Origin of the sequence: Microcoleus sp. w2-18bC1 (assembly GCF_036700365.1) — a bacterium.
Taxonomy (GTDB): domain Bacteria; phylum Cyanobacteriota; class Cyanobacteriia; order Cyanobacteriales; family Microcoleaceae; genus Microcoleus.
Genome location: NZ_JAUBOS010000005.1, coordinates 157,657 through 181,548 on the forward strand (window position 1 = coordinate 157,657; position 23,892 = coordinate 181,548).

At 45.0% G+C, this 23,892-nt stretch carries 25 protein-coding genes and 2 pseudogenes; 8 read left to right on the top strand and 19 right to left on the bottom strand.

The features are described from left to right. Nucleotides 1-19: 19 nt before the first annotated feature. Both QT979_RS05650 and QT979_RS05655 read right to left on the bottom strand, forming a co-directional pair. On the bottom strand, nt 20-193 hold the full coding sequence (locus QT979_RS05650) for a hypothetical protein (RefSeq protein WP_333308577.1): 174 nt from the start codon (nt 191-193) through the stop codon (nt 20-22). A gap of 90 nt (nt 194-283) precedes the next feature. Further along, entirely contained in the window at nt 284-1,192 is a 909-nt protein-coding gene (locus QT979_RS05655; protein ID WP_333308579.1) for an endonuclease NucS domain-containing protein, read from the bottom strand. Between the two features lie 199 nt (nt 1,193-1,391). Here QT979_RS05655 and QT979_RS05660 point away from each other — a divergent pair, with 199 nt between their 5' ends. Continuing rightward, nucleotides 1,392-1,745, top strand: a complete 354-nt coding sequence (locus tag QT979_RS05660; protein WP_333209595.1) for a DUF4864 domain-containing protein — start codon at nt 1,392-1,394, stop codon at nt 1,743-1,745. 22 nt (nt 1,746-1,767) lie between these two features. Here the strand turns inward: QT979_RS05660 and QT979_RS05665 are convergent, their stop codons facing one another. Further along, on the bottom strand, nt 1,768-2,457 hold the full coding sequence (locus tag QT979_RS05665; RefSeq protein WP_333308581.1) for a class I SAM-dependent methyltransferase: 690 nt from the start codon (nt 2,455-2,457) through the stop codon (nt 1,768-1,770). Nucleotides 2,458-2,790: 333 nt separating this feature from the next. Between QT979_RS05665 and QT979_RS05670 the strand changes: the two genes are divergently transcribed. Next, entirely contained in the window at nt 2,791-4,653 is a 1,863-nt protein-coding gene (locus QT979_RS05670; protein ID WP_333209592.1) for a polysaccharide biosynthesis/export family protein, read from the top strand. Nucleotides 4,654-4,751: 98 nt separating this feature from the next. After that, complete coding sequence (locus QT979_RS05675) at nt 4,752-4,880, top strand: hypothetical protein (RefSeq protein WP_333308583.1); 129 nt, start codon at nt 4,752-4,754, stop codon at nt 4,878-4,880. A gap of 123 nt (nt 4,881-5,003) precedes the next feature. On the opposite strand, the gene larE is transcribed toward QT979_RS05675, so the two are convergent. From larE to fraC, 5 genes are all read right to left on the bottom strand, one after another. Continuing rightward, nucleotides 5,004-5,831 carry an ATP-dependent sacrificial sulfur transferase LarE gene (gene larE / locus QT979_RS05680; protein WP_333209588.1) on the bottom strand — a complete coding sequence of 276 codons (828 nt, stop codon included), beginning with the start codon at nt 5,829-5,831 and terminating at the stop codon, nt 5,004-5,006. 136 nt (nt 5,832-5,967) lie between these two features. Next, on the bottom strand, nt 5,968-6,789 hold the full coding sequence (locus QT979_RS05685) for a Uma2 family endonuclease (protein WP_333209586.1): 822 nt from the start codon (nt 6,787-6,789) through the stop codon (nt 5,968-5,970). A 161-nt stretch (nt 6,790-6,950) separates the two neighbouring features. Then, nucleotides 6,951-7,724, bottom strand: a complete 774-nt coding sequence (locus QT979_RS05690) for an ABC transporter permease (RefSeq protein WP_333209584.1) — start codon at nt 7,722-7,724, stop codon at nt 6,951-6,953. A 175-nt stretch (nt 7,725-7,899) separates the two neighbouring features. Next, on the bottom strand, nt 7,900-8,898 hold the full coding sequence (locus QT979_RS05695; protein WP_333209582.1) for a DUF5357 family protein: 999 nt from the start codon (nt 8,896-8,898) through the stop codon (nt 7,900-7,902). Nucleotides 8,899-8,903: 5 nt separating this feature from the next. Next, a complete protein-coding gene (gene fraC, locus QT979_RS05700) occupies nt 8,904-9,422 on the bottom strand; it encodes a filament integrity protein FraC (protein WP_333142471.1) in 519 nt (172 codons plus the stop codon). A gap of 227 nt (nt 9,423-9,649) precedes the next feature. On the opposite strand from fraC, the gene QT979_RS05705 reads away from it, so the two are divergent. From QT979_RS05705 to QT979_RS05720, 4 genes are all read left to right on the top strand, one after another. Then, nucleotides 9,650-10,783 (top strand): cob(I)yrinic acid a,c-diamide adenosyltransferase, encoded by a 1,134-nt coding sequence (locus QT979_RS05705; RefSeq protein ID WP_333209580.1) that lies wholly within the window; start codon nt 9,650-9,652, stop codon nt 10,781-10,783. A gap of 463 nt (nt 10,784-11,246) precedes the next feature. Beyond that, nucleotides 11,247-13,235, top strand: coding sequence for a calcium-binding protein (locus QT979_RS05710; protein WP_333308586.1), 1,989 nt, complete (start codon nt 11,247-11,249; stop codon nt 13,233-13,235). A 413-nt stretch (nt 13,236-13,648) separates the two neighbouring features. Beyond that, nucleotides 13,649-13,891 carry a DUF6883 domain-containing protein gene (locus QT979_RS05715; protein ID WP_333308608.1) on the top strand — a complete coding sequence of 81 codons (243 nt, stop codon included), beginning with the start codon at nt 13,649-13,651 and terminating at the stop codon, nt 13,889-13,891. Nucleotides 13,892-13,979: 88 nt separating this feature from the next. After that, nucleotides 13,980-14,156, top strand: a complete 177-nt coding sequence (locus QT979_RS05720) for a DUF4926 domain-containing protein (RefSeq protein WP_333308610.1) — start codon at nt 13,980-13,982, stop codon at nt 14,154-14,156. A 133-nt stretch (nt 14,157-14,289) separates the two neighbouring features. On the opposite strand, the gene QT979_RS05725 is transcribed toward QT979_RS05720, so the two are convergent. The 4 genes from QT979_RS05725 to petN all read right to left on the bottom strand — a co-directional run bounded on the left by QT979_RS05725 (nt 14,290) and on the right by petN (nt 15,627). Continuing rightward, complete coding sequence (locus QT979_RS05725; protein ID WP_333048102.1) at nt 14,290-14,478, bottom strand: CsbD family protein; 189 nt, start codon at nt 14,476-14,478, stop codon at nt 14,290-14,292. 91 nt (nt 14,479-14,569) lie between these two features. Next, nucleotides 14,570-14,806, bottom strand: coding sequence for a DUF167 domain-containing protein (locus QT979_RS05730; protein WP_333209577.1), 237 nt, complete (start codon nt 14,804-14,806; stop codon nt 14,570-14,572). 46 nt (nt 14,807-14,852) lie between these two features. Beyond that, nucleotides 14,853-15,446, bottom strand: coding sequence for a DJ-1/PfpI family protein (locus tag QT979_RS05735; RefSeq protein ID WP_333209575.1), 594 nt, complete (start codon nt 15,444-15,446; stop codon nt 14,853-14,855). 91 nt (nt 15,447-15,537) lie between these two features. After that, a complete protein-coding gene (gene petN, locus QT979_RS05740; RefSeq protein WP_071883976.1) occupies nt 15,538-15,627 on the bottom strand; it encodes a cytochrome b6-f complex subunit PetN in 90 nt (29 codons plus the stop codon). A gap of 82 nt (nt 15,628-15,709) precedes the next feature. Between petN and QT979_RS05745 the strand changes: the two genes are divergently transcribed. Beyond that, the gene (locus QT979_RS05745) at nt 15,710-16,189 is read left to right on the top strand and encodes a hypothetical protein (protein ID WP_333227332.1); all 480 of its coding nucleotides are present in this window, start codon (nt 15,710-15,712) and stop codon (nt 16,187-16,189) included. A 101-nt stretch (nt 16,190-16,290) separates the two neighbouring features. On the opposite strand, the gene QT979_RS05750 is transcribed toward QT979_RS05745, so the two are convergent. The 7 genes and pseudogenes from QT979_RS05750 to QT979_RS28965 form a co-directional block, all read right to left on the bottom strand. Then, on the bottom strand, nt 16,291-16,968 hold the full coding sequence (locus QT979_RS05750; protein ID WP_333227330.1) for an SDR family oxidoreductase: 678 nt from the start codon (nt 16,966-16,968) through the stop codon (nt 16,291-16,293). Between the two features lie 174 nt (nt 16,969-17,142). After that, on the bottom strand, nt 17,143-17,754 hold the full coding sequence (locus QT979_RS05755; RefSeq protein WP_333227328.1) for a class I SAM-dependent methyltransferase: 612 nt from the start codon (nt 17,752-17,754) through the stop codon (nt 17,143-17,145). A 234-nt stretch (nt 17,755-17,988) separates the two neighbouring features. Beyond that, on the bottom strand, nt 17,989-19,032 hold the full coding sequence (gene bioB, locus QT979_RS05760; protein ID WP_333227326.1) for a biotin synthase BioB: 1,044 nt from the start codon (nt 19,030-19,032) through the stop codon (nt 17,989-17,991). A gap of 17 nt (nt 19,033-19,049) precedes the next feature. Next, the gene (gene bioA, locus QT979_RS05765) at nt 19,050-20,354 is read right to left on the bottom strand and encodes an adenosylmethionine--8-amino-7-oxononanoate transaminase (RefSeq protein ID WP_333308590.1); all 1,305 of its coding nucleotides are present in this window, start codon (nt 20,352-20,354) and stop codon (nt 19,050-19,052) included. 220 nt (nt 20,355-20,574) lie between these two features. Beyond that, nucleotides 20,575-21,987, bottom strand: a complete 1,413-nt coding sequence (locus QT979_RS05770) for an adenylate/guanylate cyclase domain-containing protein (RefSeq protein WP_333209565.1) — start codon at nt 21,985-21,987, stop codon at nt 20,575-20,577. Between the two features lie 252 nt (nt 21,988-22,239). Next, nucleotides 22,240-22,959 (bottom strand): annotated as a pseudogene (locus QT979_RS28960) (adenylate/guanylate cyclase domain-containing protein); the annotation flags it as partial. Between the two features lie 135 nt (nt 22,960-23,094). Then, nucleotides 23,095-23,763: pseudogene (locus tag QT979_RS28965) on the bottom strand (Tll0287-like domain-containing protein); the annotation flags it as partial. Between the last annotated feature and the right edge of the window lie 129 nt (nt 23,764-23,892).

Sequence of the window (23,892 nt, forward strand, 5' to 3'; positions counted from 1 at the left end):
GGGGTAGTGTTTTTTACCTTTAAAGTCTTTCCAGCCATTTTTGCATGGATAAATCAATTAATTGAGCTGAAGTAAATTTACAGGTACCTTTCTCTAAGTATTCTGCAATTTCTAAAATTTCCGGATATCGAGCGATAATTTTCATTTTAATAAAAACATCTTTGACATCCTTGCTTAAATCTATATACTTCATCTCTTCATAAGTTAATATTTGAGAAGCTGCCGATTTGTTAACGAGTTTAATGGCGCTATTAATGTATTCTAATAATTCTTTTTCAATAAACTAAGTATACCTAGGCATACACTGTTGGATATCTTTTATATTTTGCTTTATTTTTTCTGTCTGATTAGCTATTACCTTCTTATTAGAGCTAACTTTACCACCAATTCCTCTCGATACGTAGCCCTCTATCAAAGCATTATCATTCCAATCTGTCCAGACTCTTGCTCTGGAAATAGTTTTACTTGTCAGACCTTTTAAAGGTAGCCATAAAAATAAGATGAGATTTCCTTTACTGTCTGAACATAACTCTGCACAAAATTTACTGGTCTTAGTGTTGCCATTTCCATATTTAATACTACCACTATCAGTAATTTCTTGCATTCGCTTATCAAAGCAGAGAATTTTATCCCTAATTTTCAATATTTCTTGCTGTTGACTAAGCTCACACTGGCTTAATAGTTTTATAAATGCTTTAGGTGGAATCGGTATATTATCAGTGCTTTCTTTTTGCTGGTGAACAATTTCTACTTGTGACATCTGTTCAGTATCTACATCTTTCAGTTGTAAATTTAAGTTGTCCTCAAAAAAAACGATCGCAAATTGCAAAAACTGAAAAAATAGCCCGTGATACTTCCTGGCTGTAAAATTATCCCTGTGAAATTTTGGCGTAATTGCTATTAAGCGAACGGGTCGATCGTAATCCACGCGATCGGCAAAAGGTTTGTGTTCCAACAAAGCATCGTAATAACGGGTTAACTGCTGAACGACATATCTATCTTCGCCGTTTTTCAACTCCAGCACAACTAACCGTTTATTCTCGTCCACCGCTATAATATCGCATCTTTGCTCGTTGACAGTGAATTGCCGCTTGATGACTGTCAAACCGAGCAAACTTTGCAAGTGAACTTCGACAAAATCCTCTAAGGCTTCTTCATTTGCAAATTCCCACCCCGACCCTGTTTTCCTCAATGCGGCGCTGCTTAGCATTTTGACAATTCTTAAAGTCTTTAACCAATTTTACCACTAATGTCTGTAGCCGGCCAGGGTTTAAATAAACCCCGATCGCCCTGACAGCTTCCCAGCCATCCCGCAACAAAATCGCTTTTAAGTTGGAGCGCTATAATAGTAACTATTCGACACTCCCATCTCTTGACAAATTATTAAAGATATGTTCCTCAGTGAAAGCGATCGCACTACCATTCGCTCAGTCGTAGAACAGCAACTGCAAGCATTTCAAAAAGACGATGCTGCTGGGGCTTTTGCCTTCGCCAGTCCCGGAATTCAGCAGCAGTTTCGCACAGCCGAAAACTTTATGCACATGGTAAAAATTGCCTATCAATCTGTCTACCGTCCGCGCTCGGTATTATTTGAAAACCTCGCCACTGTAGAAGGAATTCCCGCTCAGCCGGTGCTGTTGCTGGACTCGGAAGGCATCCCAATCCGAGCCATTTATCTCATGGAAAAACAGTTTGATAATAGTTGGCGAATTAATGGCTGTTATTTGGTTTCCATAACAGCATAATAAGTTATTATTACTTTTATGCTCAGCTTTTTTTGCTAACTCGCAGCATCTTATTCCCGCCTTTTTGAAACTCATAAGGAGCCTCTTGAATTTCTACACTAAAACTTCTCTTTTTCAATTCTGTGAGAATCGGATTTAAGTGATCGGATTCCTCCCCGCTAAAACTCTGCAATAGAGGGAAGACCCGGACTTCCTTCGCAACCCGACACATTTCTGTAATTGCTTCCAAATGAAATTCTTCGGAAAGTAGGTGAGAATAAGCAAATAAGAAATGGCTGCACAAAGCTAAATCGAATTTACCGTTCTCGAAAGGCAAAACAGGCAGCTCAGCAGTTATGTAGCGGCCTTGCTGTAAGCCTGATGGAAAATCTTCTAAAAATTCCTGCATCGCCTTCATTCGCACTTCCCCTAGCTGGTAGGGCGATTCAAAATTATTCCACAGGTAGCCGTCTAAATTGGCTTTAACACCGTCAATCACAGTTTGATATGTTTCTTGGATGCGATCGCCAATTTCCACCGCAGTAAACTGATAAACTGGATCGCAAGAAATTACCTTGTTACCTTGGCGAGTCATTTCCGCATTGAAACTCGCCGGGCCGCCCGCACAATCAAGAATTGCTAGCTTGAGGTCACTTGAGGTCAAGCTAAACATTCCTATGTATTCATCCAAGCAGCGCCCCCAGGGAATTACTTTATCCAATTTTAGTGACACTTGTCTTTGTCCTGCAGATAGAATTATCTAATATTTTACCTCAAATCAGGGCGGTTTTTTCCTATCTCCTTTCTTCGGCGGGTTGATTTGTATGCGGACTTATGTATGAAAAATTTTGCTCAAACGAGATCCTAATCCTGACAACAGTTGGCGGGCTTTACACTTTCTTTACAAACAAGGCACAAAATAGTTAAGTACGATCGTACAATTTTTATGCTTGCACCTGTGGATTTTGCAGCACAGCGAGGCTACACTGGACAGCAGGGAAAATAAACTAAAATCCACTAGCTAAATTGCTCTTGTTCATTGGCAGGCTGCAACCAGGGAAGAAAGATGAAACATACCATTCAAACCGCTACAAGTCTGAGTTTGTCAGCACTCCTGGTGCTATTGAGTTCGCTGCCCAGTAGAGCTCAGTTACCTGCCGTCAGAACTCCTGCGCCCGCTAGGAACCCAAACCAACCGAGAGTACCGCCGCCACCTCCGGGTTCGAGTTTGCCGCCGATCGGCAATTCTGGTTCGCTGACACCAGAAGCAGCTTATACTTTAGGCCCGGGCGATCGCATTGCTTTAGATATCTTCGGCGTCCCTGAATTCAGCAGAGAATATCAAGTGTTAGTTGATGGGACGCTCAATTTGCCAATTATTCGCAGCGTCTCAATTCAAGGGTTGACGCTGCAACAAGCCGCTAATGTGATTACCCAGCGATACGAACCCTTCATCAATGTTCCCGTTGTTACCGTGACTGTGATCGTCGCTCGCCCCCTAAATATAGGTCTTGCGGGTGAAGTTACTCGCCCGGGTTCCTACAAGATTAATCCCACTAGAGAAGGAGGAGGAGTAAAATTCCCGACTTTGATGGAAATGCTGCAACTTGCACAAGGGGTGACATCAGCAGGAGATATGCGAAATGTCCAAATTCGTCGTTCCAACAGAGGCGGGCCGGAGCAAGTTACTAATGTTGATTTGCAGGATTTTTTAGACACGGGAAATTTGCGTCAAGATGTCACGATTCGAGATGGAGATACAATTTTTGTACCGACAGCAAGGGCCCTGAATACTCAAGAAGTTCGCCAAAGAGCCAGTGCTAATTTTTCCGCTGATATTACTAAACCAATTGGTGTGGTAATTGTCGGGGAAGTAAACCGGCCGGGGCCTTATACTGTATTTGCTTCGGATGTGCGATCGAGCAACCAACAAACAGAGTTGAGTTTTGTAGCTATCGACCAACAGCAAGGAGCAGTTGTAGGCTTACCAACAATAACTAGAGCATTGAAAATTGCTGGTGGTATCACTACAGAAGCTGACATTCGCCGCGTGCAAATCCGCCGCCGAGTCAGAGGTGGCAATGAACAAACTATCATGGTAAATCTGTGGGATTTGCTGCAAAAAGGCGACGCAACTCAAGATATTTTGCTGCAAGAAGGAGATAGCGTAATTATCCCGACAGCAGCTACTGTAGACTTAGCGGAAGTTTCTCAAGTCGCAAATAGCAGTTTTTCTCCGAACGCGATTAGCATCAATATTGTAGGAGAAGTAATTAGGCCTGGGGCTTTGCAGGTGCGGCCTAGTACATCCCTGCACCAAGCTTTGCTGACGGCAGGCAGTTTCAATCAATTGCGGGCTAAAAAAGACAAGGTAGAACTATTGCGATTGAACCCCAACGGTACTGTTTCTCGCCGCACGATCGAGGTAGATTTTGCTCAAGGGTTGAATCCTAATAATAACCCTACTCTCCGCAACGACGATGTGATTCTGGTAGCGCGATCGGGCTATGCTAGGGTAGGAGATAATATCAACAGTTTTTTGCAGCCAATAACAGGAGTTGCAAGTGGGATCAGCGCTGTTAGCGGCGTTTTTACTGGGTTTCAAGCAACTATCAACGCTTTTCAAAACTTATTTTTGGGAGGCGATTTTGAGCGGCGAAATCAGCTCAGACAGATTCGCGAACAACGTCAAGACAGACAAGAGCAACGTGAAGACAGACTGCTAGAAAGAGAGCTACAACGTGAAGAAAGACAGCGGCAAGCTGAAGACAGATTGCTGCAACTTGAAGACAGACGCTTGCAACTCGAAGACAGACAGCGGCAAATAGATCTTGAGAATCGGCAACTCGAGATCCAGCAGCAGCAACTTCAGCTCCAGAATCAGCAGCAGCAAATGCAGCCACAGCAAATTCAGCCAACTACTCCTTGATCAGACTCGGGCGTTGAAAGTTAGCCACCCTGTTTATGACTCGGCGGTTGAAACCGCTGCATAGAGTCATTCGATTTTAGATTTTAGATTTTTGATTTTTGATTGATCCCACGGATAAATTCGGGGGATTGTACTATCAAGAAATTCGCGGCATTGCTGATTTACGGTATGAAACGCTAAATATGACTGTCATAGAAACCAGTATCCACAAAGCTTTGGGATTTTAAAGTTTTTTTTTTCATACCCTGATTCAGCAACGCCACTATAAAGGTTCGATTGCCATGGTTCCCCTTTGTCCATTTCCCAAACTACATCAATCATGAGAAATTTTTTGTATTCGGGAAAATTAATCAACCTTTTGCCTGCAACAACTGCGGCTGCAAAACCTGATTTAATTTGCCACTGCGAAACCCCTCCAAATCCAAAGTCGCGTAAACAAAACCAAACTCTTGAAACACCGCGACTAATGCAGGCAAATCCGCATTTAACACAAACTGCTTAATCTCCTCTGCTGGTAACTCAATGCGGGCCGTATCTCCATCCGATCGCACTCGCAAATTTTTCAGTCCCAACTGCCGCAAATAGCGTTCAGCGCGCCCCACTCTTTGCAACTTTCCCACGGTGATTTCTTCGCCGTAAGGAAAGCGCGAACTCAAACAAGGTTGAGCCGGTTTGTCCCACCAAGGCAAACCCAATTCTTTAGCCAACTGCCGCACTTCCAATTTAGTCATGCCTACTTCTGCTAAAGGCGATCGCGCGCCGCGTTCCTTCGCAGCCTGAATTCCGGGACGGTAATCCTTTAAATCGTCAGCATTAACCCCATCCACCACATAAGGATAACCCTTTGCTAGTGCTAGAGGTTTCAAAGTATCGTGCAGTTCGCTTTTGCAGAAATAGCAGCGGTTAACCGGGTTAGAAGTGTAATTTGGATTTGCCATTTCCTGAGTTTGTACTTCCTGGTGGGCAATCCCTATTTCTGCTGCTTGAATGCGCGCATCTTCTAAATCTTCTGGCAGTAAAGATGGGGAAACTGCCGTCACTGCCAAAGCGCGAGATCCCAACACATCAAAAGCGATTTTTGCCACCAAAGTGCTGTCAATTCCGCCGGAGTAGGCAATCAAAGCCCGTTCCATCTGTGCGAAAATATCTTTTAATTGTTCGAGTTTTTCTACTAACATAATTTCAACTTTTTGTGACAAACAGAGAAGTAAGAAAGCAAACTAAAGAAAGAAGGATGAAGAAAGCATATCTCGATCGGGTTCCCTTCTTCCCTCGAACCTCTTCCTTTTTCCGACTTGCATCGGACTTCTAATGCTATTCTGGATCGATACCGAGGGCTGCCAATCGAGCCAAAAGTTCTTGATTTCGCTGTCTTTCCTGTTCCAGCAGCGTCTCGGCTAACTCTTTGTCTTGCTGTTGGCGATCGGCTCGCTGGCGTTCATTTTCTGCCCGCAGGCGTTCATCTTCTGCCCGCAGGCGTTCATTTTCTGCCCTTTCTTCCGGCCACAAAAGCAGTTCTCCGCCCTCCGTCCACCAGCGCAGCCAATATCCCGTTCTACCTTCGCGAGTTCCCTGCCACACTCCCAGAAATAGATTTAATCCAGGTATTAAATAACGGCCGTTTTTATCAGGATTTTGATTGTCATAACGCTCGGATTCAAGCGCATAAACTTCTATTCTGCCTGTATGCGGTCGAAAAATGACATAGCGAGGAACTTTGATTACTTGTTCGTAAAAAAAACACTTACCGATTTCTTCTGTGTGTTCGACAGAGTATTCATCGCCGTAAGTAGCTGATAGAAATTCTATCACTACAAAAGGGACAGTTCCTTCGGTATGAGGGGTGTAACTACGGCGGGGATAGTTATGAGGCCAAGGTTGAACCGGCTGCACGTACATCCAGTCTGGGGCTTTGCAAATAGTGCGATCGTCCACAGCAGCGCACAAAGCAAAATTAGAAACTATTAGTGCGTCTTGCATTAGTTCCGGGGAATCCACTACAGACTGGCGCAAACCGTTAGCTAGCAAGGGATGGTCTATATCGTCTACAGGGTCGTCTGGTAGGATGAAATCATCGGGTAGCAGTGGCCAAGTAATCTTTAACTGCGATATCGGTTTGTGAATTATAGTAGTCATAAGTCACCTCATTTTACCAATAAAAGTTTGAGTTTTAGTCAAGATTGGCGATCGATAACCTTCTCTATATATTAGCGCTCTAAGTCGATAATAAAATTGTTTGTAGTGAGGATTTTAGTCTTCACTACAAACCATTACCCTAAAGGTGCGGAATGCGCGCTTTAAAATTCCCGGCGGGAAAATATGGCGATCGCAATTGACAGCAGCAGCACCACATACAGCAAACCGTAGCCAGCATCTGTAATCAAACCTGCCAAGTAAGGAACTTGTCCGTAAACAGCATCGTTTCTCAAATTGAATCTGGCTAAATCCGGCAAAACCAGATAAAGTCCCATCATCAATTGTTCAAGACCAGGATTTTTAGTTAACTTGCCCAAAGCCACTAAATCCCGCGTCGAATGTCCCATTAAATAAACGCCAAATGTCAGTAAAGTTGCCAACAGCGAACTGCTAAAAACCCCAAATAAAATCCCGACACCAGCCATCAGACACAGCTCAAACCAGATAAATAGCGAAGCGATTAAAATGCTTTCCAAAGGGAAAGGAATGCGGCTCAAACTCAGAATAGCCAGATAGATAACAGTCATTGCTGCTACAAGCACAGCCAGCACCGCCGACAGTCCTAAGTGCTTGCCCACAATTAACTCAGCCCGACTTATCGGCTTAGCAACTAACAGATAAACAGTGCGCTTTTCAATTTCTTTGTTGACCAATCCGGTAGCCACAAACACTGTGGCAATTAAACCGAGAATGCTCATAGCCGCTAAACCGATATCTAAAATAATTTTCTTTTCGGTTGTCGCCGCCAATTCCGGTATCAACCGTACCGAAGCGCCCATCAACAGAGCAAAAATAATAATTAAGTAAAGGATGCGATCGCGAATTACTTCCCAAAATACATTGGTCGCGACTGTCAAGATTCTTCTCAAATTCATCTAGTTATTAACCCACTGGAGACTTTCGCCATACTTTAGTGTAAGGAAGAGGGAAGAGGGAAGAGGGAAGAGGAAAGAAAGAGGATTTTTTTCATCTCAGACTCTCAGAATCTCCCACTCTTAGACTCTCCTACTCTCCCGCTATACCGATCGCAATTAGTTAACAGAGACCGAATCAAACTTGACTGTCCCCCGCCGTTCCATCTTTTTTCTGTCCGGGTTGAGAGCGTTTGATCGCATCACAGGTTACAGTCGCCCTATTGCCTATATTGAACACCTCGCAAGATTTGGTAAACGAATATATTTCCGGTCTAAAAACCAGCCCCAGCCAAGTTGCCTGCATCTCTAACTGATAGCGGGAATCTCCTTGGACGATCGAGGTTTTGACATCCCACCTCGCATCTTCTGCGACTACCCCAGTTGTTTTTAAGGCTTGATTCCGCAGAAAAAATCGCTCGTTGTCAATATCTATTAACATTTGCTCTACTTGCGCCCACGGTTTTGTGCGGGCTTCATTTCGCAGGTATCGCTCCATTTCATTGAGGATGACAACTCCTCGGGAGCGATTAATAGTTGGCTGTTGAAATGTCACCACATAATCGCTTTGCCTTAAATCCTGAGATAAAACACTCGGATACTGTTCTATCCAACCTTGAATTAAAAAGTGAAATGCAAACCAACAGGAAAAGAGCAGGTGAACTAGAGTGATCATCAAAAAATGAGGGCGCACCAACGACCTGATACCTTCCCGTTTCGACTCGCTATTCCAAATCTCTATTGTCGCCAGAACTACTACTGCTATAAGTGGGCCAGCTATCCATGCTATTTCCTTCCTATCCGACGGCAATCTTACCAGCAACCACAACCCAATTAAAATGCTTGTCACCCACGGACTCAGACTTACTCCTTTAATCACAAAAGGTTGCTGGCTGGTCAGCAAACCCATTGAAAGTGTAAAAAATAACCAGCTCATATCAAAAAGCAGAGTTCTCGTCCGCCAGTCAGTGACTGCCGCCACTGTCAGCAAAGCTAAAAAGATGCTGAGTAGTAAAGGAGTCTTCCAGTGGACAACTTTAGGCGGAATCATCGCCTTTTGGATTTTTTTATTGGTTTCCCAAAGGTTGTTCGTCAGCTTAGTGAGTTGCTGAGTGACATCTAAAAATTGCTTCATCATAAATTTCAATAGACGCTTTGCAAAAACAACACGGTTAAAATAACGATATTGCTAACAGTGTGGGCGATTAAGATCCCCCCAAACTGGGTAGTTACTTGAAAAGTTTTTTTTGGAGGACGGCGGGTGAGGGTTGGTGGTCCTAAAAACTGAGGTTTGGAAGCTTTTTTATTGCCGGAAACCATGTTTTCTATGAATTCTAATCCCTGCCATTTAGCTAGAAATGTGACTGCCAATACTGAGAGTGCTATCATAGTTATTGGAGCGTAAACATTATCCCCACGTCCTAATAAAATATAACCGATAAGCTGTTCCCGCAATTCTTTGCTAAGAACGCTTTCAATGCCGAAGAAAACTAACCAGCCTACGCAAGTGCAAGATAGATTGAGGATGGCTGTATATTCAATGCTGGTTTTGGGGCCGAGTTTAAGTAGTTTTTGCAAAAACCACGATTCGATCGCGATCGCCAAAAACATAATTAAAATTTGCACCAAAACAGTCCGAAATGGGAAAACACTCGCAATCATAAGCCTTTAGGTATATCAGTCCGTGTTAAATTTTAATTGTACAGCACAAGCGGAAGAATCTTAACCGGAGGTTTGAGCACCTGATTCCGTTAGATCGCTGCTTAAAAGATTGGGGGTTAGAAGTTATCGTATAATCTGTTGAGATCCGCCAAAAGAATGGAAAAATTAAACATTCAAGGCGCGCGATCGAATACCCACCCCGCTACAGACTCAAACAACTGCTGATTATGGTAAGGAATGGCATTGGTATTCGGACAGCCTCATCCCGGTCGGAACGCGCCGCGGGTCAGATTCACGTCTACGACGGCGCTGGTAAAGGCAAGTCTCAGGCAGCTTTGGGAGTAGTGTTGCGGTCGATCGGGCTGGGTATCAATTCTGACTCGCCCACACGAGTCTTGTTGCTGCGCTTTCTCAAAGGCCCCGGCCGCTCCTACGACGAAGACGGAGCAATAGAAGCCTTGCAACGGGCATTTCCGCACTTGATCGACCAAGTGCGAACCGGCAGAGCCGAATATTTTGGGACCGAAGCAATCACCCGCTTCGATCGCGCCGAAGCTCAGCGAGGCTGGGATATCGCCAAAGGAGCGATCGCCAGCGAGCTCTATTCCGTCGTGGTACTAGACGAACTAAACCCCGTATTGGACTTGGGTTTGCTGCCAGTTGACGAAGTAGTCCAAACCCTCAAAAACAAACCAGAATATTTAGAAGTCATCGCCACAGGTCGAGCGGCCCCGGAAGCTTTGCTGGAGATTGCCGACTTACACTCAGAAATGAAGCCCCACTATCACCCCGCAGCGGCAGACCATCATATTTCGGGTATCGAAATATACACCGGAGCGGGGAAAGGCAAGTCTACGAGCGCTTTGGGCAAAGCTTTGCAGGCAATAGGTAGGGGTATCAGTCAAGACCAATCTCACCGGGTGTTAATCGTGCAATGGCTCAAAGGTGGCAGCGGTTATACAGAAGATGCGGCGATCGCAGCCTTGCGGCAAAGCTACCCGCAGCTAGTAGACCACCAGCGGTGCGGCCGAGATGCTATAGTTTGGCGGGGGCAACAGCAAGAGCTAGACTGCATAGAAGCAGAACGCGGCTGGGAAATCGCCAAATGTGCGATCGCCAGCGGCTGGTACAAAACGATTATTCTCGACGAACTCAATCCCACAGTAGACTTAGAACTGCTGCCGGTAGAGCCGATCGTCGAAGCCCTGCTACGCAAGCCGCGGGATACAGAAATTATTATCACCGGGCGCTGCCACAAACCCCACGCTTACTTTGACTTGGCAAGCGTACACTCCGAGGTATACTGTCACAAACACTACGGCGATCGGGGCGTAGAACTAAAGCGGGGCGTAGACTTTTAAAGCCCGGAGCGGTACTCGGTTCAATCCGGGTCAGAATTATTAAATGACGGCCCTGCCTGGAAAACCGGAAATTGCCACAAAGCCTTGTTACCAAGTAACAAATCTCCCAATTTCCCTTGTCTTCCCGATCACCCAGATCTGCCTTTTTTAATCTTTAATTTCCTCCCCCGGACGCGATCCCCGACCGCCAATCCAGAATGGAACATTAAGAATATGAGCCGCGTCTTATGGAGCGTGAGCACCTGAGACAGTGCACCAGGATTATTAAAGGGTGAAGACTTTGAAAATAAAAGCTTACAAGCAAAAAATCCGCGAGGGAGAAAGTCTAGACAGGGTTAACGCCAGTAGGCTAGACTTGCGGCTGGCAAACAGGTTAAACTACAGCGGAATCCAAACATTCGGTGTTCTAGGCAGTGTCTGTAGTCGCACCAGCGATGACCAACAAGTAGAGGAGTGAAGCTTTATGACAACGTTAGATGACAATTCTAATCAACTAGATTTAAACCTTCCGGGGCTAGGCCCGGATACAGTATTCGCCGGAGAGGGGGCGGATTTCATTAGAACTTCCACCCTGGGCGGCAGCTTAATATTTGGCCAAGGCGATAACGATACTCTGATTTCAGTTGGCCCGAACGATACCATATACGGCGGCGACGACGAAGATTCAATCAGATCTCAGCGCACTCCGGCTTTGCTATTTGGCGACGCAGGCTCGGACACGATAATCGCTGAAGCCCGCGCTACCCTGGCCGGCGGCGAGGGAGAAGACATCCTCCAAGGTACTGTCGAAGCTAACCTGATGTTTGGTAATCAGGGCGAAGATACGATGCTGGGAGGGGCGCAGAGAGGAGATTCCCTTTACGGCGGTAAGGACAATGACAAGATCGGCTTCTTCATCGCAGGCGGTGGCAACAACCTCTCTTTAGACGGTGGTTTGGGTATTGGCTTCGCTGGCAATGAAGGCAGCAACTTCTTGCGGGGTGATTTGGGCGACGACTTGGTTGTAGGTATCAATGTAAGAGACAGTCTTTATGGCGGTAGAGGCAACGACACCCTAAGAGGTGTGGCCAGCAACAGCTACCTGTCGGGCGATCTTGACGACGACATCTTATTCATTACCAACAGTACGCAAAGCAGCCCGTTTGCTCAGGGCAGCGTCATTACGATCGGCATTGAGAGAACCACCTTGATTGGTGGTGGCGGCAACGATTCTCTCACCGGGGCGGTCGGCGAGTTTGAAGCCGGCAGAAACTTCTTGGAGGGCGGCGACGGCAACGACACGATCACGGTTTTTGCCACGCAGGATACCGCTTTGGGAGGTGCAGGCGACGACTTCATCGAGTCATCCAGGGTATCGAATCTAACTTTGAGCGGAGGCGCCCAGAGTTCATTTCCCGGCTTCGCGGGTCGCAACTTGCTCGACGGCGGAGTAGGCAATGACACAATCGTTGCAGCTTTTGTGACGGATACAATGGTCGGCGGCGAAGGCAACGACAGCCTGAGCGGTACCTTTACTAACGCAGCCGGTGGAGATGGCAACGATACTATCGATGCTACCAAGGCCATTTTTGCTGGTACTGGTACGGCTTTGATTACTCTCGAAGGCGGACTCGGCGGCGATCTGTTAATTGGCTACACCAATCCTACTACTGGCAGCAGCTTCACCGTCACCAACCTCATGAACGGTGGCGAGGGAAGTGACACCATCATCTTTGGCAGCGCGCGCGATCGCGTGATTGGCAACGTTGCGGGTAACGACTTCATCTCCTACGCTAGCGGCGTCAGCTTTACCGGTCTTACAGCGCCAAACGTCATTACTGATAACTTAGGCAGCAACTTCATTATTGGTGGCAACGGCACTGATGTGATAACTACTGGTAGCGGGGATGACATCCTGTTCGGCGACTCATCCAATGCTATCGACTCCCTCGGAGGAGCCGGGGACGATACCTTAAATGGCGGTGGTGGGAACGACACCATGCTGGGCGGCTTTGGAAAAGACTATTTGATCGGCGGCGACGGTAACGACTCTCTCGGCGGGGGGCCTGGTGCTGACACGCTGATTGGCGGATCGGGTAATGACAGCTTCTACTACAACAACTTCGGCGAGGGCGCCGTGGGTACTGACACAGACCAAATCGGCGATTTTACGAGTGGCCAAGACAAGTTTATCTTCCAAATCAATGACTCCAACGGCTTCCCCAACTTGAGGGTACTGGATAATACGAATCGAATTTCTTCGAAGGCGTTCTTGCCACTTGAGAGTGGGCAGTACAACGGCAGTTTTGGTCCAGCCGGGGCGGGCGCGACAGAGCCGTTCGTCTTTTATGAAAATGAAACTGGACGACTAGGATATGACTCTAACGGTTTTGGTACTGCTGGCGGAGTAGTTACGCTGGCAATTCTGAATGGCAGACCGGGCATTACGGCTTCTGACATTACCCTGATTTAAGTTGGGTAAAAGTGGGTGGGGTCGATTCTGAAACATCGCCCTACCAACTCTCAAAACTAATTGTCCTATGTTTCGAGCTGGGGATATCCATCCCTGGCTTTTTTATTGGCATTGAGAATTGGGCATCGGGGATTGGGGATTGGGGATTGGGCATTGGGCATTGAAAGGAAGGGCAGATTCACCGCTCCATTTTGCCACCCATCAATAATGTTGATAAACCAGCCACCCAGCTCAAAGACGATATAATTGACATTTGAGTAAAAGTCGATTATCGTAGCAGACTAATATTCTATTTTGTCCTTCAAAAAAAGTTATTAATAGTGAAACTGCCCAATGGTCATCTAGCAGATTTAGGCAATAAAATAGAAGAATCTTCTCTAAATCTGAATCACCAAGAATGAAAAAATAAAGCTATTTTGTTTGCCCGTAAGTTAGGCATTAACCTAGAAAATGCTGAAATGCTCAAACAGGCTTTAAAAGAAGCTGCTATCAACGAAGATGTTGTTATTCAAAAAAACAATGAATACGGAACACATTATAACATGAAATTCTTGCTGAAAACCGAAGTAGGTGAGTCTCTGATTATAGCAGCTTGGAGCGTCCGCTCAGGTGAAACTTTCCCCAGATTAACAACTTGTTATCCCGTCCAAAAGTGAGGTAAAAACAATGAAAACAATTAAAGACCTAGATATTGTTGCTTTAACTGAAGATTTAGAAGCAACCCATTTTGAAACAAAATAAATCATTAAATTATATAAAGGACAAGTAGGAACAGTTGTGATGGAATTTGATGGCAGTGCTTTTGAGGTAGAATTTTCTCATCAAGATGGCACAACTTATGCAATGGAAACAATTCCCGCCACAAAATTAATGCTTTTGCACTATGAATTACTGGAATCTATAAAGGCGGTTCGCAGGTGAATTTTGCCACCAATAATGTTGATAAACCCACCCCAAGATATTGGTACAAAGAATTTAGGCTCATTATAAAAAATCCCGCAAACTATATGTTTGCGGGATTTAGTAGGCAGGAAACTTGTAGCGAATACTGTTACTAAGCTCGGTCTACAATCTCTTTTGCTTTATCTTTGAGGTCTTCTTTCAGGTGAATTGCTGATGCTTGATCCTGCTTGGCTTGACCTTCTAATTTATCTTTCTGATTGCCTGTAACTTCGCTAACAGCTTCTTGGATTTTGCCTTCAATATTTTTCGCTGTTGCTTCGACTCTATTTTCAATGCTCATATTTTTTTATTCTAACTCTACAACTATTAATATATACTTTTAAAGTTGAGTCTATATCCCTCTTTAGATAGATTTGTTATTACCGTTATTTCTATGTTAAAGGTTCGATCGCAACTTCGACAAGTTTATTTTTTGAGGAAAGACCTGATTTAATGCCGATCGCAGATTTCGGCACTTTAAACTTTTTTGCCAACAGCATGATTAATTCTTGGTTTGCTTTACCATCGACTGGCGGCGACTTGAGATGTATTGTGAGGCTGCCGTCGGGTTGCTCTTCGATGCTTTGCTGTTTGGAATTCGGTTTAACTTTGACTGTGAAAATTTTCATCTGACTAATAACTAATAACTGATGACTAATGACTAATAACTAATGACTAATGACTATCTGAATGTTCGATCTTCGTTCCCAAAACTTTCAGGAATTCAGCTAGCCAGTTAGGATGTGCTGGCCACGCGGGGGCGGTGACTAAATTGCCATCGACTACGGCTTCGGTAACGGGAACTTCTGTATATTTGCCACCTGCCCGGAGTACGTCGGGGCTGCAAGCGGGATATGCGGTGCACCGTTTGCCTTCGAGTACGCCTGCTGCAGTTAGAACCTGTAAGCCGTGACAAATAGATGCGATCGGCTTTTTGCTGTTGGCAAAGTAGCGGGTAATTTGCAGCACTTGTTCGTTGAGGCGGATGTATTCTGGGGCGCGTCCTCCGGGGATAATCAAAGCGTCGTAGTCGGCCGGGTTGATTTCGTCAAAAGTCGCGTTTAAAGTGAAGTTGTGACCGGGTTTTTCGCTGTAGGTTTGATCGCCTTCAAAGTCATGAATTGCGGTGCGAATCGTTTGGCCTGCTGCTTTGTCCGGGCAGACGGCGTGGACGGTGTGACCTACCATTTGCAGTGCTTGGAAGGGAACCATTACTTCGTAGTCTTCTACAAAGTCGCCGACTAGCATTAAGATTTTTTTTGCTGTCATGTTTACAACTCCTGTTATTTTGATTTGGTTAAATAGGATTTAAAAAAATGCGGGGCCGTTAAAAAGCCTGCCCCGCAAGCTATTCGGGAATCTAGAAACCGTTGCGTCCCCAAATGACCATTGAAATTGAGAAGGAGAACAGAACTAGCACCGAAACCCAACCGAGTGACAAAATATCCATAGCTATTTATTGAACAAACTGTACAAAGTGACTCCAAACCTTATGATAGGTCAATTTGAGCCATTTTTGAAATGAGGGCGCTGTGAAGGATTCGTCAAATTTTAGTGCGGCTGAACGGGTAGAATCTTTGAAGGCAGGGAGTGTTGCTGCTTTGTCTTGTTTGCTGGGTTTTGGGGCGATCGCCCTTGGTAATAGCTTAATTCTAGCGGATAGGTTGGATTCTCTGGCGAGTTTGCAGGTAAGGGAAATTGACCTAAATTTTGCCTTGAGAGGGACGATCGCACTTTTGGGCGGTTTTTTGTTCGGCGTGACTTACCGCTACGCTATCCGCCGAGATGTTAACCCGCAGCTTAAATCTGGTGCGGTGTTGGCTTTTGGGTTGGTGCGGGCTTTTGGACAGTTGGATGCTGGATTGTGTTTTGAATCCGGGAAGATGCCCGCCCTACAAGAGTTATTGCCGTTTGCGGTTCGCGGTGTCGAGAGTGTGGTATTGTTTGCGATCGCGGGTTTGGTTTTGGATTGGGCGATCGGGCGATCGTGGATTAAGCCTTGCGATTCTTAAGTCTGGGCGGGTTTTGTACAAAAATCTGCAAAGGGCGGAAGTTTTGTATTGTTCGCTTAAACCGCCCCTACAGGTTTTTGTGTTTTTTGAGGTTTGGATATTTAACTAAAAGTTAATACCTCAAATTCTGGATTGCCGTAAAGCATTTGCCTGTCTACCGCCGACAAAACTTTATTGTTAGCAGCATCAGAAACTAAACACTGACAAACTAGCTGCGCTACATCCGCCCGGTGAATAGTTCCAGCAACTCTAAAATCTTCTGTTAAAATACCGTTGCCTGTTGCAGGTTCCGATTTGAGTCCGCCCGGACGAATCACTGTATAAATCATCCCGCTTGCTATCAAATGATTTTCGGCTTTTTCCTTTTCAATTAAGACCGGGCCCAAAGTTTCCAAAACCTGCGGTTGCAAAGCAGCGGCACTTTTACCGCTACCGATGGATGAAACTAAAATAAATTTTTGCACGCCTGCTTTGACAGCCGCATCAATCAAGTTTTTGTTTCCCAAATAATCTGCTCTTTCTCCATCTTTGGGCAAGCCGCCAATTGTGCTGATTACGGCGTGAATTGGCTCACCGCCAGCCATCGCAGCTTCCATAGCTGCTGCATCCAAAGCATCGCCAGTCACGACTTTGATGCCCATTGCTTCTAATTCGGTGCTGGTTGTGGGCGATCGCAAAAGTGCAGTTACTTGCATCTTTTGTGCTGTCAGACATTTCGCGATTTCTAAGCCGACGCCTCGACTAGCACCCGCTAAAAAAATGTGGGATTTATCTGTCATATTAATTGGGATTTAATTGGTGCAGAAAGTGGTTTATTTGACTGGATATAATTATACAACAATCTTCTGTCTATTGGTGAATGAGTTTTTTTATTTAACCGCAGAGGGCGCAGAGGGCGCAGAGGAAGAGAGGGGAATGATTGGCAATTACCGATTGCCTATTTTCCATTTACGTTAGAGTTTTTTGCCCACCATTACTACCCAAGATTGAGCTTCGCGGGGTAAGCCAGGGGGGCGATAGTAGTGATTGACAATTGCAAATCCTGTTTCTTCTAAACAAGGCGCTAAAGTATGATATTCCCATCCCGCAGTATAGCGTTTTCCCGTTGGTCTCTCGTCGTATCCTTCCCAATTTCCTCGGCACATTGACATGACAATTGCACCGTTAACAACTAAGGCTTTGTGCAAATCTTGCAGCACTTTCACCATCTCGTCGCTGGGAACGTGAATCAGGGAAGCATTGGCAAAAATACCGTCAAATTCTGCTTCTGGCAAGTCGAGATTCAGAAAAGATTGTTGCCAAACTTCGCATCCTGACAACTCTTTTGCTATTTCTACAAAAGCCGGAGTTGCATCTAAGCCTACAACTGTGTGTCCTTGGCTCTTGAACGCTACTAAATCTCGTCCCGGCCCGCATCCTATATCGAGAATTTTACCGGGATTGCGGGGCATAGCAGCGGTCAGTGCGGATCGATTTTGGGATACGTCATGATGCCAAGTTCCTTCTCGAAAAGATTCGGCAGTTAGCTGGTATTCTGCGATCGTAATTTCTTCGCGTTTGTCCACAATTTTCCTCTCTTGTATTATTTTAGATTTTAGATTTTAGATTTTAGATTGAAGAATGTCAACCGTAGAATAAGGGTTTCGGGCTACAATCTAAGAACTTACCGTTTACACATTTGCTACCTCAGAAACCAGGTTTTTCTTTCCCATTCGTAAACGTGAAATATAGATACTGGGTAGGGACACGGCAGTGCCGTGTCTTCCTCTATTTCATCCGATTGAAAACTGCTATAAGAGTTACACAACCAGGGATTTTTGTTCGGATGTGGTAACTGCTGAATCAACTTCTAAGAGAGAACCTTCGGGGGATTCGATCGCAAATCCCGCATCTCGAATCATGTCCCAATCTTGATGGGCAGCTTGTCCGGGAGTTGTCAGATAATCACCAACAAAGATAGAATTAGCGGGGTAGAGTCCGAGAGGTTGCAGCGATCGCAAATGCACTTCCCGTCCCCCAGCAATCCGAATTTCTTGACTGGGAAGCAAAAATCGGAACAAACAGAGAATTCGCAAACATTGGCGGGGAGTTAACCGGTTCACATCTGCAAATGGCGTACCGGGAATCGGAATGAAAAAGTTGACGGGTACGCTAGTAACTCCCAAATTGCGAAGCGAAAGCGCTAAATCGATCGCATCATCATCCGATTCGCCCATCCCCAAAATTCCGCCGGAACAAGTTGTGATTCCCGCTGCTTTTACGTGTTCGACGGTTTCAACCCGATCGCCAAAAGTGTGAGTCGTGCAAATGTCCGTGTGATATGATTCGGAAGTATTGAGATTGTGATTTACGCGATCGACTCCAGCTTTAGCCAGCCGATGAGTTTGCTCCTCGCTCAACAATCCCAAACAAGCGCAAATTTTTAGGTTATAATTTGCCTTCACAGTCTCGACAGCATCCAAAACGCGATCGAAAGTAGATGCGTTAGGTTGGCGACCCGAAATCACCAAACAAAACGTACCAGCTTTTAAATCTGCTGCGCGTTGGGCAGCATCCAGAATTTTCTCCTTAGCTAAAAGCGGATATTTCTCAATTTCCGCACTCGAAATTTTGGACTGAGAACAATAATGGCAATCTTCAGGACAAAGGCCACTTTGAGCATTTAACAAATAGTGCAGCCTGACTCGGTTTCCCCAGTAGTGGCGGCGCACCCGATAAGCTGCGTTTAGTTGTTCCAGCAAAACCTCATCCGGTGCGCGCAATACGGCTAAAGATTGCTCGCGAGAGAGACATTTGCCCGCCAGCGCGTCGTCAGCCAAATCGTTCCAATTGGGTAAATTCATTACTAAAATTAAAGGGTTTACAGAGTATCCAAAACCTGACGAATTACCCGATAAATCGATTCTAGTTCATCAGGAGAAATGCAGTAGGGAGGCATCAAGTAAAGCGTATTTCCCAAGGGGCGGAGCAAAAACCCCGCTTCGAGAAATTTGGCTTTCAATACAGGAGCGATGTCATTAAAATAACCGGAATCGCTTTCCGTTTTCACATCCATTGCTGCGATGGTGCCGCAAGTCCGAATCCGTTCGAGTTTAGGATGATTTCTCAGCCATTGATTTAGATATTTGTGGTGGAGTTTTTCCATCCCTTGATACACATTTGGGTTTTGCTCCAAAAGCTCCAAGGATGCTACACTCACCGCACAAGCTAAGGGATTTCCGGTGTAAGAATGACCGTGAAAAAAAGCTTTGTCCCATTCATCTCGCCAGAAAGCTTGATAAATATCCTCCGATGCCATTGTGACAGCAATTGGTAAACAACCACCAGACAATCCTTTAGACAAACACAGGATATCCGGTGAAGTTGCAGATTTAACCGAGGCAAACAGTTCGCCCGTCCGCCCAAAACCCGTCATTACTTCATCGTAAATCAACAATACATTAAACTGGCGGGCAAGTTGTGCGATCGCCCGCAAAAACTCAGGGCGGCACATTCGCATCCCCGCAGAACCTTGCACCAAAGGTTCGATAAAAATTCCCGCATAGCCGCCCTGCTTTAACAAAAACTCCAATTTCTCTAAACTCGCCGCCTCCTTGCTTTCCACCTCGCTGTCGCCGTCAAAAGTCGCCGGAAAAGGAACAACATCACCAGCAAACATTAAAGGTGCAAAAGATTCCCACCACAGCGAACTTCTGCCAGCCGACATCGCGCCCACAGTATCGCCGTGATAACCTCCCTCAAAACTAATAAAGCTAGTGCGATTAGTTTCTCCGATATTTTGCCAATATTGAAATGCCATTTTCAGAGCAACTTCAACAGCAGTCGAGCCGTTATCAGAAAAGAAAATCCGCGTTAAAGAAGCAGGCGTATGAGTTAGCAATTTACTTGCAAGTTTCTCGGCAGGTTCGTGAGTAAATCCCGCAAATATTACGTGTTCTAACTTTTGAGCTTGTTCATAAAGAGCCTCAGCCAGAACCGGATGGCTGTGCCCGTGAACAGTCACCCACCAACTAGAAATGCAGTCGAGAATTTGCCGCCCGTCTGCTAATTCCAGCACCGATCCTTTGCCGCGAATTACCTTCAGTGGCGGGGGCGCCGTTTTCATTTGCGTGAAGGGCTGCCAAATCGGTGAAGTAGAATAATTCAGTTCCTGATCCGCCGTCATTTTTACCCATCTAACTAATATCAACTCGCATTTTAATATAGCAAAGTTAACTCACTTGGCAACTCTTTATATTCTCTTCTCTTTTCTTCTCTTCTCTTCCTTCGCGTCCTTAGCGTCTTCGCGGTTCGTTCAAAAAAAATATAGTTTGGTGGCGAGGGCGTCTGCCCTGCAACGTCAGCCACCATACCACGTATTCGCGGGCGATGGTTAAAATTGTTAGTTACAATTTTCTACCTTTGAGCAAATAAGTCGTCATAGAGCCTTTGCCTTTAACATTAATTTTACCGCGCTTTTCCAACAAATACTTATCGCACAGCAATTCATAAGTTGAGTTGCTAACTTGAATTTTACCCGGAAGTCCCTGAGATTCCATGCGGCTTGCTGTATTCACAGCATCTCCCCACAAATCGTAAATAAACTTTTTAGTGCCGATGACACCTGCTACCACAGGCCCAGTATTAATGCCAATGCGGATATTGAGAGGTTTACCGCATTCGTCGCGGAATTTCATAATTTCTTGCTGCATTTCCAGGGCCATTTCGGCAATAGATTCGGCGTGATTTGTACAGGGAAGCGGCAAACCGCCTGCCACCATATAATTGTCGCCGATAGTCTTAATTTTTTCTAAGCCGTATTGTTCGCTTAAGCGATCGAAAGATGAAAATATTTTATTAAGCAACTCGACTAATTCTTCAGGAGATGTGCGCGAAGATATTTCGGTAAAGCCCACAATATCAGCAAACAAAACCGTAACATCGGCAAATCCATCGGCAATATTTATCTGGCCTTGTTTTAGGCGATCGGCAATCATGACAGGTAATATATTTAGTAATAAACGTTCCGACTTTTCTTGTTCGGCGCGTAATACTTCCTCAGCTTGTTTCCGCTGTGCAATTTCCTTGTATACTCGGTGAAACATTTGATTGAATGCGACCATGAGTTCTCCTAACTCGTCATCGCGCTTGACAGACAGAGAGTAGAAATCAGGTTTCTCTTGATCTTTGCTCAAAGCGTCTCCAGCAGCGATCAAGTCATCGCGCAATCTCAAGAGAGGTGAAATTACTGTCACCCCTAAAAAAAACATAGTCACCGAAGTGACAAAGGCTGATATAATGATGACTAGAACCGCAATCCGCCCGATAAATGCGTAGAGTTCCGGTTGAACGGTGGAAGCATCGTGGCGAACAATTAAGATGTAATCGCCTCCCAAATGTCGCTCCGTCCAAGCAATATCGTAGCGCTTGCCATCGAAATTGTGATTGTGAACTATACGAGCTCTTTTTAGTTGCTGTAAACTGATTTCTGGGGGTTCGCCAAGTGTATATATTAGCTGACCGTTAGCTTGGTAAATAGATAGTCCTAAAACCACTTGAGAATCCTTAATAATATTTTTTACTTCTTCTTGCAAGAAAGTGCGATCGGAAATATCTTGTTGAAGCAAAAACTCTAGGGAATCAACAGTCGCGCGAGATACCTGTTCCAGTTGACTTAAAAGTTCATTTTCTCGCCGAAAATAAGAAGGAACTAAAATAATTCCCTCTATGACAAGAATGCTAGCAAATACCCACAAAGCTATTTGCCTAGACAAGCGAGATTTGAAAAATTTCAAGAATGATAAAATCCGCGATAACATAAAACTTACTATTTTGCAAATGGCTAATGATAGAACATAAGAAAATAAACCCGGTTTCTCGTAATAAATTTTTGGTTTGTCAACGAAGCAACCGCGCAGAAACCGGGTTCTCACATCCCCTCTGTAATTCCTGTAATTGTCAGCAGTCAAAGGCCAGCAGGCATTAACTGTTAGTTGTTGGCTAACGGCTAACAACTAATGACTGATGACTTCGGACTAACTAGCATACCCCTTCATAATATAATAAACAAATTAAACCGAAACTGCGCTGACTAGCCTGCCTGCAAGCAGATAAGTATTCATATCGCCCTTGCCTTTGATGTGGATAATTCCTCTGTCTTCAAACCGATACTTATTTTGCAAGATATCGTAAGTTGATTGTGTGACTTGAATCGCGCCGGCAATTCCGTGGGATTCCATGCGGGCTGCTGTATTGACGGCATCGCCCCAGAGGTCGTAAATAAATTTTTTAGTGCCAATAACCCCCGCAATTGCCGGCCCAGTATTGATGCCGATGCGAATGTTAATTCCTGCATGATGTTTGGCATTAAATTTTGCTAATTCCTCCTGCATATCTAAAGCCATTTCCGCAATGCTTTCGGCGTGGTTGGTGCTGGGATTTGGCAAACCTCCCACTACCATGTAAGCATCTCCAATTGTTTTGATTTTTTCCAAGCCGTACTTTTCCGTTAAGCTATCGAAGGCTGAAAAAATTTCGTTGAGAAACTTGAGCAGTTCTTCGGGAGATATTTGTGCTGAAAGTACGGTAAAGCCTACGATATCTGCAAACAGAATAGTGACTTCTGCGAAGCCGTCAGCAATACTGCTTTGACCATCTTTTAACTTGGTAGCAATGGATTGGGGTAAAATATTGAGCAGCAGGCGATCGCTCTTTTCCTGTTCTTTTACCAATTCTACATTAGTTTCTTGCAATTGTGCCGTGCGTTCCCTGACGCGCTGTTCTAATTGTTTAGCATTTTGGCGCAACCTGCTGATAGATACAGTTAAGCCTGTCACTCCTAAAACGGAAAGTCCTACTAACAGTAAAAACAGGTTTTTAAGTTCACTTTGAGTATGTTGAGTGATGGTATCGAGAGGTTGAGTAATTTCTAATATCCCCCGCACATCTCCCACTTTCCAATCAGTTTTAGGACTGTCACGGTGAGTATTGTGACAGTTCACGCAGCTAGAAGTTAGAATATCTGCCTCGGCATATCGAAAGGCGGGTTTGCCGCGAACATCATCAACGCGGAAAAACTTTTTTGTCGGATTTTGCGTCAAATAGGTAATAGCTTGCTGTTCAAACTCGTCTCGGGCTCCGCCTTCTTTTTGTCGCCAGGGAAACGGGTAGTTGCTATAGAGACGAAGTGATACTTCGGGATTTTTTTTTGTGATATGGTTGCCTAGTTCTATTAAGAAACTGGCTGGTACGGGAACTGTTACTTTTGTCGGGTTGTAGTCGTGGGTAAAGTTAATTGCTTCAGCGGTGTTTAGAGGACTAACAACATCGGAACTGTAAAGGGTGCGGGCTTCTTTAACAGCTTGGGCATAGAGGGTGGCATTTTGGAGAGCTTGCGATTCGATTAGAGTGGAGGAAAGACGAGACATATTTGCCATCGCTACTCCTACACCTACACAAAATAAAATTGTCACCACAAGGATAATTCGCTTGTAAATTAATTGGCTGATGGCAGCCCGAATTCGAGAAATCAACTGGGGCATGGTATCCTCACGTGTGAGGTTTAATCTTGATTGGAATTTATGCACTACTAACATAACACTGCTTTCTCAGACTGTTTTGCTGGCGTCCGGGGTAAAGCAAGACTCTCTGAGTGCAACTGAGGGTTAATTATTGTTTACCGCGAGTGTTTCGCTTATCCGTAAGAATACCCATAACTTTATAGG